Source organism: Nocardia sp. NPDC051570 (genome assembly GCF_044454005.1).
Classification (GTDB): domain Bacteria; phylum Actinomycetota; class Actinomycetes; order Mycobacteriales; family Mycobacteriaceae; genus Nocardia.
Genome location: NZ_JBITDI010000010.1, coordinates 338,342 through 351,102, shown reverse-complemented (window position 1 = coordinate 351,102; position 12,761 = coordinate 338,342). Strand labels below are relative to the sequence as shown.

Below are 12,761 nucleotides of genomic sequence, written 5' to 3'. Positions count from 1 at the left end.
CCCAATCTAGAGCCGGTTCGGCAGCGAAGAACTGTCGGTATCGCATTTCCATCCGGCAGGAAAGGATTGGGTTACGTTGCTCAACAAGGTTGCAGGCGTCATGGCCTGTGGAGCTTTCATTGGAATGCTCGGCGTCGCGGCTCCCGCATATGCCGCGGACGACTCGACGCCCACGGTGACGGTGGACAAGCTCACTGCCGTCAGCGCGAACGAGGCCACGGTCGCGGTCTCCTTCACCTGTCCGAAGAATTCCGACGCCAGCTACACCGTGAGGGTGTCGGTGCTGGACTCGGGCAAGGATAAGGACGGCAAGAAGACGGATACGAGCAAGCTGGTCTACGCCGAGGGCGTCGATTCGGGCAGCTGCGACGGCGAGAAGGGAACGGCGGAGGTGAAGGCGGGGATTCCCAAGACCAGTGGGGGCTCGTTCACCGAAGGCAAGTCCTACATCATCACGGCTGAACTGTTCCAAGACGTCACCATGAGCAAGTCGACGACCCTGAAGTTGGATCCAGCCGATACTACTAGCTAGCGGTGAAATGGCGGTGCCGCAAGCCCTTTCGGACTTGCGGCACCGGCCGGAAGCATTCAGTTCCAGCGCGACTGCGCCTGTCGGCGAACCGCGTGTTCGCCGTTGGCCAGAGTCTCGAGCTCCTCGAGGAAGCGTTCGATGCTCTCGGATTTGGCCTCGACGGTGGTGATCTTGAGGCGGACCTTCTCCTCGGTGCGATCGAGCATGGCCGTGGTGAGGTCGGTCTGCAGATCGCGGATGAGCTGGCGGCGCAGTTGCAGGATCTGATCGCGGCCCTGTTTGCGCACGCGCTCGACCTCCCCGGCGGCGGCCTCGCGCATCTGGGCGATGATGTGCTCGGCGTCGTCGCGGGCATCGACCCGCATCCGCTCCAATTCGGATTGGGCCTCGGCCATCGCGCTGTCATAGGACTGCTTGGCCTTGGTCAGCCGCTCCGTCGCCGTCTGGCTCTCCTCGAGCTGTTTGCGGACGTTGTCCTGGTTGCGGGCCATCAACCTCTTGACCGGCGGCACAATCCATTTGACGGTCAACACGATGATCACGACGAAACCGAACAGCTGACTGCCGAAAACCTTCCAATCGAAGACGATATGGTACGGCCCCTCGGCAAGGATGCCGCTGATGTGGTTCATGACGACGCTTGTCCCCTCTGCCGTCCGGAGCTGCTCCCGGCCCGCTGACCGTTCACCCCGGAGACCCGCTCGGCCAGCGATTCGGCCAGCGGCTCGACCTCTTGACGCAACTCCGCCGCCACCTGATCGGCCTCGGCCCGCAGCTGTGCCGCGGATTCGGCGACGATCCGGTCGGCCTCCTCCTGAGCCTCGGAGCGCAGCTCCTCGAGAATGGCCCGGCCCTCGGCGCGCGCGGTATTGCGAATATCGGCGGCCTCGGCGCGGGCCTTCTCGAGTCCCGACTGATAGCGGGCTTCGGCCTCGGCGAACGTCTCCTTCGCTTCCTTGTTGTCCGCCGTGGTCGCATCGACCCGCGCCTCTCGCTCGGCCAGCACCTTGCGGATCGGCGGAACGACGAAGAACCAGATAACCCCGAGCACGATCAGGAAGATCAACAGCTCGACGAAGAAGGTGCCGTTGGGGATGAGGAAGTTCCCCGCGGCCGTGACATCCGTTCGCGCGGCCATGATGTGCTACGCCCCGGGTGTCGCGAAGACGAACAACGCCATGAATGCCAGGTTGATGAAGTACGCGGCCTCCACCAGACCAACGGTCAGGAAGAAGTTACCGCGCAAGCGACCCTCGGCCTCCGGCTGTCGGGTCACACCATTGATCAACGCGGAACCGGCGAGACCGTCACCGATGCCGGCGCCGATGGCGCCACCGGCCATGATGAGACCGCCACCGATCAACGCGCCCTGGACAATCGCGGGATCTGCCATGTTTCACTTCCTGTTCTCGAACGTCAGCTCTTCGGCGAAGAGTCGGTCAGTGGTTTTCGCGCTCCATGGATTGACTGAAGTAGAGCACGGTCAGTAGCGAGAAGATGAATGCCTGAATCCCGCCGACGAACAGATCGAACATCTTCCAGATGGCGTTGGGACCCCAACTGATCCAGAACGGGAACAACGTGATCACCGAGATCATGACACCACCGGCGAACATGTTGCCGAACAATCGCAACGACAGCGACAGCGGCTTGGCGATTTCCTCGATCACGTTGATGAAGACCATCGGACCCCAGCCGGTGTGCCCCTTCAACAATTGCTTGACATGGGTGATCGGACCGCGCCGCCTGATACCCGCGCCCTGATAGAAGACGAACACGAACAGCGCCAGCGCGTACACGAAGTTGACATCGGACGCGGGCGGGGCGATCAATTCACCGTCGCCGTATTGCACCGGCAGCACCGACAGCCAGTTCGACAGCAGAATGAAGGTGAACAGCGTGACCGCCAGCGGCAGCACGAACGGCGCGACCTTCAGTCCGATGGCCTGTTCGACCTGATTGCGCATGGTGATGGTGACGGTCTCGAAGAAGAGCTGCACCCCGTTCGGCACGCCGGAGGTGATCTTGATCCGCAGGAAGATGGCCAGCCCGATCACGATCAGCGCGGCGACAACGGTCGACACGATGGTGTCGACGTTGAAATCCATGCCCCACAGGTGAGCCACCGCGTGGTGCCCGACCTTGATCTTCGGCTCCGATTCCTGAGCGAACAGGTTCACGGTGTTCATGAGGTCTGGCGCAGCCCTTTCCATTCGGGGACCACGGTGTGGAGGACCACGACTACCTGAAAGACGGCCAATCCGAAGAAGATTCCGATTCCGTTGGGGCGGGCCAGGAAGGCCACCACGACGGCCAGAATCGTCAGGCCGAACAGGCGTACCGCCGTCGACAGCATCAAACCCTGTTTACTCGACGTATCCGATCGGATCACATGCGTGATGGATCGCCACGTGAGATGTGCATTGAGCCAACCCAGTCCGAGTCCGGCGCAGATGAATACGCCCAGCAGCACCCGATCGAATGCGCCGGTAATCATCAGAGCCAGTACGCCGAGAGCAGTCACAATAACCGCTACACGGCGCATACGGAGTCTGTCCACGTTCACTACGACACCGCCCTCGCCGTTCAACCCACCTCGTAGTGGGTTCGTGATTGACCGTCAGCTTACACATACCAACGGTCTTGCGTGACAACTCTTTTGATCTTCGTTTACATGATCTTGAAATGCGGATTCGAAACGACTTCAGGTATTATGTAGCTATCGAGCCTAGCCCCCGGTCGAGCAAATTCAAAGCGACACGGGGACATTAGGGACAAAACAGGAAAAGGCTCGTCGTGCCGTTTCTACTATCGGATTAATCGGACAAATCCGACATCACCTTCGGAGCTGGCCGCTCGCTGAACACCAGGTTACCGCCAGTCGATCGAATACCCCGATCCCCCAACGGTTCTCGAGCAGCAATCCGGGATGAATGCGACAACCATGGCGCGACACACCCCGGTCCGTTGGCATCGGCCGCCCGCATCGGCGAAGGTGACAGCCATGGCCGACCCCACCCCGCCGGACGGCGCTCGCGCCCCGACGTATCCGCTGCGCCGACGCGGCCCCGTGCTCTGGCTGTTGACGCTGCCCGGTGTGCTCTACTGTCTGGCGCCGGTGGTCGCCAACCGGATCGAGCCCCGCGTATTCGGCATCCCGTTCCTCACCTTCTATCTGCTGGCCGTGACGGCACTGACCGGGCCGTTGGTCGGCCTCGTCGCCCACTTCGATCCGGCCTATCGCAGCGGCGCACCGGAATTCGTGCCCGCCGACGACGCCGAACGGGAGTCGTCGTGAGTCATCGCGCGGCGGTGGCCGTATCCCTGTTCGCCGTGGCAATGGTCGTGACGGTCGCCATCGGCGTGCTGTCCGGGCGCGGGCGGGCGAAATCCCTGACGGAGTGGTCGATCTCGGGCCGCGGGCTCGGCACGCTGTTCGTGCTGCTGCTCATGGCGGGCGAGTCCTACACCAGCTTCTCGTTTCTCGGCGCGGCCGGCTGGTCGTACCGGTACGGGGTGCCGATCTTCTATCTGATCGCGTATCTGAGCACCGGGCTGGTGGTCGCCTACTTCGTGGCGCCGCTGCTGTGGACCTACTGCGCCCGGCATCGGCTGGTCTCGATCGCCGATATCGCCGAACATCGGTTCGGCTCACGGCGGCTCGGCGTGGTCGTCGCGATGCTCTGCACGGCATTCCTTATTCCTTATATACAGCTGCAGATTCAGGGCATGGGCGTCGTGGTGCACGCGATGTCCTATGGGGCCGTGGATCTGAAGGTCGCGGCCGTCGTATCGTTCGCCGTGGCGGAGACGTTCATCCTGGCGTCCGGATTGCGCGGTGCGGCGTGGGTGAGCGTCCTCAAGGACGGACTCGCGGTGCTGTCGGTGGCCTTCCTCGCGATCTGGGTGCCCTGGCACTACTTTCGCGGCCCGGGCGAGCTGCTGGACCGGCTGGTCACCGAGCGTCCGCAGTGGCTGACCTTCCCCGGCGCGGGCGGCGGCACCTTCGGCGCGTCCTGGTACGTCTCCACGATCCTGCTGAACGTGGTCACCATCTGCATCTTCCCCACCACCGTCGCCGGATATCTCTCGGCGGCGAATCCCACCGCACTGCGGCGCAATTCGATCCTGCTGCCGTGGTATCAACTGCTGCTGGTCGTCCCGATGCTCATCGGCGCGGCGGCGCTGTTCGTCCTGCCTGGCCTGGCGAATTCGGATCTGGCGCTGTACGAGCTGGTGACCGATTCGCTGCCCGCGCCGCTGGTGGCCGTGATCGGGATCGCCGGTGCGCTGTCGGCGATCGTGCCGATGAGCGTATTCCTGGTGGCCATCGGAACACTGTGGGGCCGAACGATTCTCGGCGGCGGAACGGCCGGGTCGGGACGGCAGCGCGGCTGGTCCCAGCTGGTATGCGTGGTGGTCGGCGCGATCGCGTTGGCCGGTGCGCTGCTCTATCCCAAGGCCCTGGTGAATCTGTCGGTGCTGTCCTATGAGGGCATCGCGCAGCTGCTGCCCGCGGTACTGCTCGGGCTGTATTGGCGGCGATTGACCGCGGCCGGGGTGGCGACGGGGCTGATCATCGGCAGCGCCCTCGTCTTCGGCCTGCATGCGGCGGGCCGGGATCCGCTGTTCGGCGTGAACGGCGGGCTGATCGCCTTGGCCGCCAACGTCGTGATCGCGAGCGCGATCAGCCTGATTCCGCGCCGGACCCGAACCCTCCGCATAGATATAGCCCTGCCTGGTTGACCGGCCGGTCGGCGCCGGGCAGGGTGAGGTTCATGACCGGCGACGAGGTCCGTGCGGGTGTCTCACTGACCAATCTGGACTCCCCGCTGTTCGACGGCGCGGACGCGACCAAGCGCGACCTCATCGATTACCTCGAGGCGGTCGCCGACCGGATGGTGCCTCAGCTGCGGGACCGGCCACTGTCGGTGGTCCGAGTGCGGCCCGGGCAGGAACCGTTCATGCAGAAGAATCTGCCCAAGTACACGCCGGAGTGGGTGCCGCGGGTGACCATCTGGGCCGAGAGTTCGCGGCGCGAGGTCACCTACGCGGTCTGCGACGATCCGCGCACGCTGCTGTGGTTCGGTAATCAACGCGCCATCGAATACCACCCGACGCTGCTGCGCACCGATCACGCCACGGGACCGACCCATCTCGTCCTCGATCTCGATCCCGCCCCCGACCAGCCGTTTCGCCAGGCTGTACTCGCCGCGCGGTTGATTCGCCGGGCGCTGGCCGACGACGGGCTCGCGGGTGCGGTGAAGACCAGCGGGTCCAAGGGGGTGCACGTCTTCGTCCCGGTCCGCGAGGGCACGGATATCGCGGAGGCGGCGGCGGCCACGCGAGCGATCGCCGCGCGCGCCGAACGCCTCGATCCCGACCTCGCCACCACGGCATTCATCCGCGAGGACCGCGGCGGCAAGGTCTTCCTCGATTCGACCCGCTCCGGCGGCGCGACCGTGGTGGCTGCCTACAGCCCGCGGATCCGGCCCGGCACCACGGTGTCGTTCCCGCTCACCTGGGACGAGCTGGACAACATCAGCCCGCGCGACTTCACCATCCATACCGCGATCGAGGCACTCGGCGGCCGCGATCCGTGGGCTACGGAAATGCCCGCGCCGCAGGATCTTCCGGCCGATCTGATCGAGGAGGGGCATACCATCCCGGTCGCCCGGGTGCAGGCGATGCATGAGGGGAAGCGCCGGGCGCGGGCGCGACGGGAGAGTTCGTGATTTGCCGAACCGGCAACAGAAGTTGTCGATTCGGCCCGACGTGTCCCATCGTGGGGATATGACGAATACCGAACACTCCCACGACACCGAGACGGGCGACCCGCAGGAGTTCTGGGATCGGCTCTACAGCGAGCGGGAACAGATCTGGAGCGGCAATCCCAATCCGTGGGTGGTGTCGTTCGCCACCGAGCTGACCCCCGGCCGGGCCCTGGATCTGGGCGCGGGTGAGGGCGGGGATTCGGTGTGGCTGGCCGAACGCGGCTGGCAGGTGACCGCGGTCGACATCACCGAGATCGCACTGGCCCGGCTGCGCGCGGCGGCCGCCGAACGCGGTGTGGGCGAACGGATTCGAGCCGAGCGGTACGATCTGGCGACCGACTTCCCCACCGGCGCCTTCGATCTCGTCTCCGCGCAGTTCTTCCAGTCGCCGGTCGAGCTCCCACGATTCGACATCCTGCGTAAGGCCGCGCACGCACTCGCGCCGGGCGGGCTGCTGCTCATCGTCGATCACGGCGCGATGCCGCCGTGGGCCCGCAATGCGCACCATCACGCCGACTTCCCAGCCCCGCGCGAGGTCTACGAGGGCCTGGGACTGGACGAAACCCAGTGGCACGCCGAGGTTTTGGAGTCCCGCGAGCGCGACGCCATCGGTCCCGACGGCGAATCCGCGGTGCTGATCGACAACGTCATCGCGATCCGCCGCCTGGGCTGAGCGCTACCGCCCGGCCTCCGCGCCCCGCCGCGCCACCGAATCGATGGCGACCGATACCGCCAGCACCACCGCGGTCACCATGAACCGCACCGAGGAGTCGACGTTGAGCAGCAGCATGCCGTTCGTAATCGATTGGATGACAAGGATTCCCAGCAGCGCGGCGTAGGCGCGACCCCGGCCGCCGAACAGGCTGGTGCCGCCGATGACGGCGGCGGCGATGGCATTGAGCAGGATATCGCTGCCGCCGGAGCTCTGATTCACCGCGACCAGCCGCGCCGCGGCGAGGATGCCGCCGACGGCCGCCAGCACCGAACAGCCGGCGAACGCCGCGATCCGCACCCGGCTGACGTTGATGCCCGCCCGCCGCGCCGCCTCCGCATTGCCGCCCACCGCATACATGCGGCGGCCGAAGACGGTGCGCTGCAACATCAGATCGACCGCGACGACCAGGCCGCCGAAGATCACCAGTGTCAGCGGCACGCCGCGATCGGAGTTCAGCACCAGCACCGTCACAGCCAGGATCAGGGCCAGCCCACCCGACCGTGCCGCCATCCAGCCCACCGGCGAGACGCTCAGTCCGGCCCTCGACCGCAACCGCCTGGTCCGCAGGCTCGCCGTGAGCTGCGCGCCCACGAGCAGCACCACCAGGAACCAGGCGAGGCCCGGCGCCAACCAGGTATCGCTGATCACCGCGATCCCGCGATCGAACGGCAGATTGACCGTGCCCTGTGTGCCGAGCAGATACAGCATCAGACCCTGCCAGCCGATCAATCCGGCGAGCGTCACCACGAAGGACGGCATGGTCAATCGGGTGCGCATGAATCCGTGCAGCGCGCCGATCGCCGCGGCCACCACCAGCGCGGCCACCACCGCGACGAGCCAGTTCCAGCCCTGACGCACGGACAGCTGGGTCATCACCACGGCCGTCAGCCCGCTGACCGAACCGGCCGACAGATCGATCTCGCCCAGCAGCAGCACCAGCACGATGCCCAAGGCGATGGTGCCGGTGGCGGCCATCTGCAGCGCCAGATTGGTGAGATTCTCCGCGGACAGGAAGTGGGCGTTGAGGCGGTCGAAGACGATCGCGATCACGATCAGCCCGATCACGACCGGCACCGATCCGACCTCCCCCCGACGGATGCGGTCGGTGACCGCATCCGCCGAACCCCTCAGCCAGTCGCCTTGCGGTAGAGGTCGTTTCACAGCCATATCACTCATCACGCAGCTCCCGTGATCGCCGCGACAATGGCCTCCCGAGTGGCCGTCGCGGTCTCGAACTCTCCCGCGTTGCGGCCCAGCCGCAGCACCACCACGCGATCGCTGACCGCCCGCACGTCGGCCAGGTTGTGGCTGATCAGCAGCACTGCCAGGCCGCGTTCGCGCAGTCGGCGCACCAGCGCCAGCACCTGCGCGGTCTGTTCCACGCCGAGGGCCGCGGTGGGCTCGTCGAGGATCACCATCCGCGGCGCGCCCAGCAGTGCACGCGCGATCGCCACCGACTGTCGCTGACCGCCCGACAGCGCGCGCACCGGGGTGCGCACATCGGGGATCCGCACATCCAGCGAGGCCAGCAGGTCGCGGGCGGCGCGCTCCATCTCGATCTCGTCGAGGACGCTGAAACTCCTTGTCTCCGTGCCGAGATGGAGATTGGCGACCACATCGAGGTTGTCGCACAGGGCCAGGTCCTGGAATACGGTAGTGATGCCCAGGGCCTGCGCGTCCTGGGGCCGGGCGATCCGGACCGGCTCGCCGGCGAAGTGGATCTCGCCCGCATCGGCGGCCACCGCCCCCGAGATCGCCTTCACCAGTGTCGATTTCCCCGCGCCGTTATCGCCGACCAGGGCCACCACCTCCCCGGCCCGCACCTCGAGGTCGGCGCCCGCCAGCGCCTGCACGCCGCCGAATCGCTTGGTGATGCCGCGCGCGGCCAGAACCGTTGTCGTGGCGGTCATTTCAGACCCGCCGCCGCGCAGGCCGCCGCCACATCCGGGGTGCAGATCTCGTCGATGCGGTAGAGGCCGTCCTTGACGATCGTGTCCTCGAGGTTGTCCTTGCCGACGGCGATCGCGTCGAGCAGGTACGACGGGATGTCGGCGGTGCCGTTGTTCGTGGTGGTCGGCGCGGCGGGTGTGTCGCCGCGGCTCAGCGCGACGGCCAGCTCGGCCGACTTCTCCGCCTGCGCGCGGTAGTTCAGATAGATCGTCATGGTCTGCTCACCGGTCAGAATCCGTTGCACGGCGGCCAATTCCCCGTCTTGGCCGGTCAGCGGCGGCAGCGTGGCGTACCCGGCGCGCTCGAGCGCGGCCACCGCGCCGCTGGCCATGCCGTCGTTGGCCGAGTACACGCCGACGATCGCGTCCTTGCCGAGCGCGGTGATGGTCTGCTCGGTCTCCTGCTGGGCCTTGTCGGGACTCCAATCGGGAGTGTCGAATTCGCGGCCGATCTTCACCTTGCCGTCCAGCGCCTGATGCGCGCCCTTCTTGTAGTCACCGGCGCTGGGGTCGGTGGGCGCGCCGTTGAGCATCAGGATCCGGCCCTTGTCGGTGGTGCCGCGGCGCGCCAGCTCGGCCAGCAGCGCCTCGCCCTGCACCCGGCCGACCTTCACATTGTCGAAGGAGACGTAGTAGTCGTAACCGACGCCGGAGATGAGCCTGTCGTAGGCGATCACCGGTATCTTCTTCTGCTGTGCCGAATGTACCTGCGGTGCAACGGCATCGGCGTTGACGGCGTCGAAGACGATGACATTCGCGCCCTGGGTGAGCGCGGCCTCGAACTGGTTCTGCTGCTTGGCCGCGTCCTGGTCGGCGTTGAAGTAGAGCACCTTGCAGGCCGGGCACAGCTGCGCCACCTTGGCCTCGAACAGCGGGCGATCGAATGCCTCGTACCGCGTGGTCTTGGATTCGGGGAGCAGCAGCGCGATAGTGGGTGCATCGCTTGCCTTACGGGTTCCGCCTGTCCCGGAGGAACATCCGGCCACCAGGGCGAGCGCGGCCGCCGCCGCGGCGACGATCAGAATTCGACGCATGAGAATCACCGTGCCGAGAAGAGAGGGGCACGCCCGATCGAGCGTTGGTAAGAAAGGTAGTTTACCAACTACCGGGTGTCCAGAGGTGCGAGGAAGGTCGCGATGATCCAGACCGGCAAGCCGCAACTGCTGCGCACCATGAACGAGCGCCTCCTGCTGGATCATCTGCGCGTCAACGGTCCTTCCTCGCGCGGCGCTCTCGCCAAGGCCAGCGGACTGTCCAAACCCACCGTGTCGGCGGCACTTTCGGGCCTGGAGGAGGCCGGGCTGGTCCGGCTGGCCGGTTCGCTGTCCGGCCGGCCGGGACCGAGTACCGCGATCTACGATCTCAACGCGCGCGCGGGCGTGGTCGCCGGAATCGATATCGGCCGCCAGTGGATCCGGCTCGCGATCGCCGATCTGCGTGGCGAATTCATCGCCCGGCGCGAGGTGCGCAACTCCGCGCGCTCGGCCGCCGATCTGATGCGCCGGGTGCGCTCGCTCGCCGATCGGGTCGCCGCCGAGGCCGGAATGGATTGGGCGGCGGTCACTTACGCGGTCGTCGGCAGTCCCGGAGTCCTCAATCCGGTGACCGCGCGGCTGGATTACGCGCAGAACCTGCCCGGCTGGGGGCGGGCCGGGTTGGTCGATCGGCTGCACGCGGCGCTCGAGGTCGACACCTCGATCGAGAACGACATCAATCTCGCCGCGGTGGGCGAGTTGGCGTTCGGTGCGGGCGTGGGGGTGCGCGACTTCGTCCTGATCTCCATCGGCACCGGCGTCGGCATGGGCATCGTGATCAACGGCGAACTGTACGTGGGCGGTTCGGGCGCGGCCGGCGAGGTGTCGTTCCTGCCCACGACCGAGGTCGACGCCCCGGCCTCCGACGCCCGCCACCGCGGTATGACCGAATCCGTCGCGGCCGCGGACGGAGTCGCGCGCATCGCCGAACGCGCCGGACTGACCACCGGCTCGGCCGAGGAGATCTTCGCCGCCGCCGCGGCCGGCGATCCCCGGGCGGCGGCGGTCGTGGCGGCCGAGGGCCGCCGGATCGGCACGCTGATCACCGCCGTCGCGGCCATTCTGGATCCGGAGCTGGTGGTGCTCGGCGGCGGCATCGGCCACAACCTCGATCTGCTCGGCGAGGCTATTACGCACCGAATGACCGAATTAGGCCCGCTGCGTCCACGATTGGTCGCCAGTGCGCTGGGCGAGGACGGCGTGCTCGTGGGCGCGGTGTCGCGCGCCCTGGAGGTCGCGCGGGACCGACTGTTCGAACGACGAGGTACATAGCCGAATTTCGGTTTCGATGGTTAGCCAGCGCTGTGCTGGGTATCACATCGGCGGGCGGCTGCCCCCCGATGAAGAAGCCGGAGTTGTGCAATTGCGGCGAATCGTCGCCGCATGCCGTCTTCGGTCTCAGCTCACACGTTGAGGAGGCAGTCCATGAGCAGTACCCCGTCCGGTTCCGATTCCTTGATATACAACATTCAGAGTTCCGGTGCGCCACTGAATATCGTCATGGTGTCGCCACCGTATTTCGAGATTCCACCCGCGGGTTATGGCGGCGTCGAAGCGGTGGTCGCACAACTGGTCGATGCGTTGGTCGCCCGCGGGCACCGGGTCACCCTGCTCGGCGCGGGCCGATCCGGGACGACCGCCACCCGGTTCATCCGGGTGTGGGACAAGATCCTGGCCGACCGGCTCGGCGATCCGTTTCCCGAGGTGGTCAACGCCCTGAAGGTGCGTCGCATCATCGCCGAACTCGCTCGCACCGAACGCATCGACGTCATCCACGATCACACCTTCGCCGGTCCGCTCAACGCGCCGGTGTATCAGGCGCTCGGCGTTCCGACCGTCGTGACCGTGCACGGCCCGGTCGACGGCGAGGAGCAGACGTATTACGGCGCGCTCGGTGAGTCGGCCCAGTTGATCGCGATCAGCGACCGGCAGCGGGGTTTGGCGCCTCAATTGAATTGGCTGGGGCGGGTGTACAACGCGGTACGGACGAGTGAATGGCCGTTTCAGAAGGAAAAGCAGGATTTCGCCCTTTTCCTGGGCCGTTATGCGCCCTACAAGGGACCGGATCTGGCGTTGGAGGCCGCGCATGCCGCGGGTGTGCCGCTGGTACTGGCCGCGAAGATGAATGAGCCCGCCGAAAAGTCGTATTTCCGGCGCGCGGTGCGGCCGCTGCTGACCGATCGGGATTTCGTCTTCGGCGAGGCCGATGCGACGGCCAAGCGGTTGCTGCTGTCCCAGGCACGCTGCCTGCTGTTCCCGATTCGCTGGGAGGAGCCGTTCGGCATCGTGATGATCGAGGCGATGGCCTGCGGCACACCGGTTGTCGCGCTGCGCGGCGGCGCGGTGGCGGAGGTGGTCGAGGATGGGGTCACCGGCTTCATCTGTGACGATCCGGCCGATCTCCCGGCGGCCATGGCCGAGGCCGCGCGGCTGGATCCGGTCGCCTGCCGCCGCCGGGTGATCGAGCACTTCTCGGTGGATCAGCTCGGCGCCGGATATGAGGCCGCCTACTACTCCGCGCTGGATTGCGCTCGGCTGCCGCGCATTTCGGCCGGGACGGCCGCAGCGCGCGGCGCTGCGGCCGCGAGCCGGTCCTACGGCCTGTCGGTCGTCGCGAACCAGTAGCGACCGGACCGGCATCTCGGTCGATGCCCCCGGGGGGGGGCCCCCCGGGGCGGCCCCGGGGGCGGGGGGGGGGGCCCCCGGCGGGTGACCCCCCGAGATCCCCCCGGGGGGCCGCCCCCGGCCGCCGCACCA

15 protein-coding genes are annotated in these 12,761 nt (G+C 66.7%); 7 read left to right on the top strand and 8 right to left on the bottom strand.

All coding sequences use genetic code 11. The features are described 5' to 3' along the window. Positions 1–76 precede the first annotated feature (76 nt). Positions 77–532, top strand: coding sequence for a hypothetical protein (locus ACIA76_RS26055; protein ID WP_397155007.1), 456 nt, complete (start codon positions 77–79; stop codon positions 530–532). A gap of 56 nt (positions 533–588) precedes the next feature. Here ACIA76_RS26055 and ACIA76_RS26050 read toward each other — a convergent pair whose 3' ends face one another. From ACIA76_RS26050 to ACIA76_RS26030, 5 genes are read right to left on the bottom strand one after another with little or no spacing between them, the layout of a single operon-like run. After that, positions 589–1,164: a hypothetical protein gene (locus tag ACIA76_RS26050; protein WP_397155005.1), complete on the bottom strand. Its 576-nt coding sequence runs from the start codon at positions 1,162–1,164 to the stop codon at positions 589–591. Further along, positions 1,161–1,670: a F0F1 ATP synthase subunit B gene (locus ACIA76_RS26045; RefSeq protein ID WP_397155003.1), complete on the bottom strand. Its 510-nt coding sequence runs from the start codon at positions 1,668–1,670 to the stop codon at positions 1,161–1,163. Before ACIA76_RS26045 ends, ACIA76_RS26050 begins: the two co-directional genes overlap by 4 nt. 6 nt (positions 1,671–1,676) lie before the next feature. Beyond that, positions 1,677–1,925 (bottom strand): F0F1 ATP synthase subunit C, encoded by a 249-nt coding sequence (locus ACIA76_RS26040; RefSeq protein ID WP_397155001.1) that lies wholly within the window; start codon positions 1,923–1,925, stop codon positions 1,677–1,679. 46 nt (positions 1,926–1,971) lie between these two features. Beyond that, a complete protein-coding gene (gene atpB, locus ACIA76_RS26035) occupies positions 1,972–2,721 on the bottom strand; it encodes a F0F1 ATP synthase subunit A (protein ID WP_397154999.1) in 750 nt (249 codons plus the stop codon). Beyond that, positions 2,718–3,029, bottom strand: coding sequence for a hypothetical protein (locus ACIA76_RS26030; protein ID WP_397154997.1), 312 nt, complete (start codon positions 3,027–3,029; stop codon positions 2,718–2,720). The genes atpB and ACIA76_RS26030 overlap by 4 nt, the downstream gene beginning before the upstream one ends. Before the next feature lie 507 nt (positions 3,030–3,536). Here ACIA76_RS26030 and ACIA76_RS26025 point away from each other — a divergent pair. Genes ACIA76_RS26025 through ACIA76_RS26010 form a run of 4 tightly spaced genes read left to right on the top strand, consistent with a single transcriptional unit; the run spans position 3,537 to position 6,979 of the window. Then, positions 3,537–3,830 (top strand): hypothetical protein, encoded by a 294-nt coding sequence (locus ACIA76_RS26025; protein ID WP_397154995.1) that lies wholly within the window; start codon positions 3,537–3,539, stop codon positions 3,828–3,830. Next, positions 3,827–5,278, top strand: coding sequence for a sodium:solute symporter (locus ACIA76_RS26020; RefSeq protein WP_397154993.1), 1,452 nt, complete (start codon positions 3,827–3,829; stop codon positions 5,276–5,278). Before ACIA76_RS26025 ends, ACIA76_RS26020 begins: the two co-directional genes overlap by 4 nt. A gap of 32 nt (positions 5,279–5,310) precedes the next feature. Further along, entirely contained in the window at positions 5,311–6,267 is a 957-nt protein-coding gene (gene ligD / locus ACIA76_RS26015) for a non-homologous end-joining DNA ligase (protein ID WP_397154992.1), read from the top strand. A gap of 58 nt (positions 6,268–6,325) precedes the next feature. Next, positions 6,326–6,979 (top strand): class I SAM-dependent methyltransferase, encoded by a 654-nt coding sequence (locus ACIA76_RS26010; protein WP_397154990.1) that lies wholly within the window; start codon positions 6,326–6,328, stop codon positions 6,977–6,979. Between the two features lie 3 nt (positions 6,980–6,982). Here the strand turns inward: ACIA76_RS26010 and ACIA76_RS26005 are convergent, their stop codons facing one another. The 3 genes from ACIA76_RS26005 to ACIA76_RS25995 are packed head-to-tail and all read right to left on the bottom strand — an operon-like array spanning position 6,983 to position 10,004. Then, positions 6,983–8,197 (bottom strand): sugar ABC transporter permease, encoded by a 1,215-nt coding sequence (locus ACIA76_RS26005; protein WP_397154988.1) that lies wholly within the window; start codon positions 8,195–8,197, stop codon positions 6,983–6,985. Then, positions 8,197–8,931, bottom strand: a complete 735-nt coding sequence (locus ACIA76_RS26000) for an ATP-binding cassette domain-containing protein (RefSeq protein WP_397154987.1) — start codon at positions 8,929–8,931, stop codon at positions 8,197–8,199. Before ACIA76_RS26000 ends, ACIA76_RS26005 begins: the two co-directional genes overlap by 1 nt. Beyond that, the gene (locus ACIA76_RS25995) at positions 8,928–10,004 is read right to left on the bottom strand and encodes a sugar ABC transporter substrate-binding protein (RefSeq protein WP_397154985.1); all 1,077 of its coding nucleotides are present in this window, start codon (positions 10,002–10,004) and stop codon (positions 8,928–8,930) included. Before ACIA76_RS25995 ends, ACIA76_RS26000 begins: the two co-directional genes overlap by 4 nt. 102 nt (positions 10,005–10,106) lie before the next feature. Between ACIA76_RS25995 and ACIA76_RS25990 the strand changes: the two genes are divergently transcribed. Further along, on the top strand, positions 10,107–11,276 hold the full coding sequence (locus tag ACIA76_RS25990; protein WP_397154984.1) for an ROK family protein: 1,170 nt from the start codon (positions 10,107–10,109) through the stop codon (positions 11,274–11,276). Between the two features lie 153 nt (positions 11,277–11,429). Next, positions 11,430–12,629, top strand: a complete 1,200-nt coding sequence (locus tag ACIA76_RS25985; protein ID WP_397154982.1) for a glycosyltransferase family 4 protein — start codon at positions 11,430–11,432, stop codon at positions 12,627–12,629. Positions 12,630–12,761: the final 132 nt, after the last annotated feature.

Bases quoted from the DNA above. Each gene is read 5' to 3' on its own strand.
- ACIA76_RS26040 (WP_397155001.1), bottom strand. From the start codon at position 1,925: ATGGCAGATCCCGCGATTGTCCAGGGCGCGTTGATCGGTGGCGGTCTC.
- ACIA76_RS25990 (WP_397154984.1), top strand. From the start codon at position 10,107: ATGATCCAGACCGGCAAGCCGCAACTGCTGCGCACCATGAACGAGCGC.
- ligD (WP_397154992.1), top strand. From the start codon at position 5,311: ATGACCGGCGACGAGGTCCGTGCGGGTGTCTCACTGACCAATCTGGAC.
- ACIA76_RS26050 (WP_397155005.1), bottom strand. From the start codon at position 1,164: ATGAACCACATCAGCGGCATCCTTGCCGAGGGGCCGTACCATATCGTC.
- ACIA76_RS25985 (WP_397154982.1), top strand. From the start codon at position 11,430: ATGAGCAGTACCCCGTCCGGTTCCGATTCCTTGATATACAACATTCAG.
- atpB (WP_397154999.1), bottom strand. From the start codon at position 2,721: ATGAACACCGTGAACCTGTTCGCTCAGGAATCGGAGCCGAAGATCAAG.
- ACIA76_RS26010 (WP_397154990.1), top strand. From the start codon at position 6,326: ATGACGAATACCGAACACTCCCACGACACCGAGACGGGCGACCCGCAG.
- ACIA76_RS26025 (WP_397154995.1), top strand. From the start codon at position 3,537: ATGGCCGACCCCACCCCGCCGGACGGCGCTCGCGCCCCGACGTATCCG.
- ACIA76_RS26045 (WP_397155003.1), bottom strand. From the start codon at position 1,670: ATGGCCGCGCGAACGGATGTCACGGCCGCGGGGAACTTCCTCATCCCC.
- ACIA76_RS26000 (WP_397154987.1), bottom strand. From the start codon at position 8,931: ATGACCGCCACGACAACGGTTCTGGCCGCGCGCGGCATCACCAAGCGA.
- ACIA76_RS26005 (WP_397154988.1), bottom strand. From the start codon at position 8,197: ATGAGTGATATGGCTGTGAAACGACCTCTACCGCAAGGCGACTGGCTG.
- ACIA76_RS25995 (WP_397154985.1), bottom strand. From the start codon at position 10,004: ATGCGTCGAATTCTGATCGTCGCCGCGGCGGCGGCCGCGCTCGCCCTG.
- ACIA76_RS26030 (WP_397154997.1), bottom strand. From the start codon at position 3,029: ATGATTACCGGCGCATTCGATCGGGTGCTGCTGGGCGTATTCATCTGC.